Origin of the sequence: Methylobacterium aquaticum, from assembly GCF_001043915.1 — a bacterium.
Lineage (GTDB): Bacteria > Pseudomonadota > Alphaproteobacteria > Rhizobiales > Beijerinckiaceae > Methylobacterium > Methylobacterium aquaticum.
This window is the reverse complement of record NZ_LABX01000500.1, coordinates 1-689: the sequence shown is the minus strand read 5'-3', so window position 1 is coordinate 689 and position 689 is coordinate 1. Positions and strand designations below refer to the sequence as shown.

General features: G+C 67.5%; 1 protein-coding gene. It reads left to right on the top strand.

Features of this window, described 5'->3' with window-relative positions; genetic code table 11:
• Window positions 1-654, top strand: a 654-nt coding sequence (locus tag VP06_RS33470) for a PQQ-dependent sugar dehydrogenase (RefSeq protein WP_048468146.1), incomplete at its 5' end; no start/stop codon positions are given.
• Between the last annotated feature and the right edge of the window lie 35 nt (window positions 655-689).

The window sequence follows — 689 nt, the reverse complement described above, 5'->3', positions numbered from 1 at the left end:
AACAGCAATGTCGGCGAGAACGGCCTCGACAAGGAGACGGGCCGCGCCGCGATCTGGGAATACACCCTTGCCACGAAGCAGATGCGTGCATTCGCCACCGGCCTGCGCAACCCCAACGGCCTCGCCTTCGAGCCCACCGGCGGTGCCCTCTGGACCGCGGTCAACGAGCGCGACGAGATCGGCAGCGACCTCGTGCCCGATTACGTCACCTCGGTGAAGGAGGGCGGCTTTTATGGCTGGCCCTACAGCTATTGGGGCAAGCGCGTGGACGAGCGGGTCCAGCCGCAGAAGCCCGACCTCGTCGCCAAGGCCATCGCGCCGGACTACGCGGTCGGCACCCATACCGCGTCGCTCGGCATCGCCTTCTCCCACGGCTCGACCCTGCCGGCGGCGTGGACAGGCGGCCTCTTCGTGGCTCAGCACGGCTCATGGAACCGCCGCCCGAAGAGCGGCTACAAGGTGATCTACGTCCCCTTCAAGGACGGCAATCCCGCCGGCCAGCCGGTGGACGCCTTGACCGGCTTCCTCGATGCCGACGAGAGGGCGCAGGGGCGGCCCGTCGGCGTGATCCTGGACAGGACCTGGTCGCTGCTGGTGTCGGACGATGTGGGGAAGGTGATCTGGCGGGTGAGCGGTTTGGCCGGGACACAATAGTCGAACGCCAATCTCCGGGTCGACTGGTTCAGTCG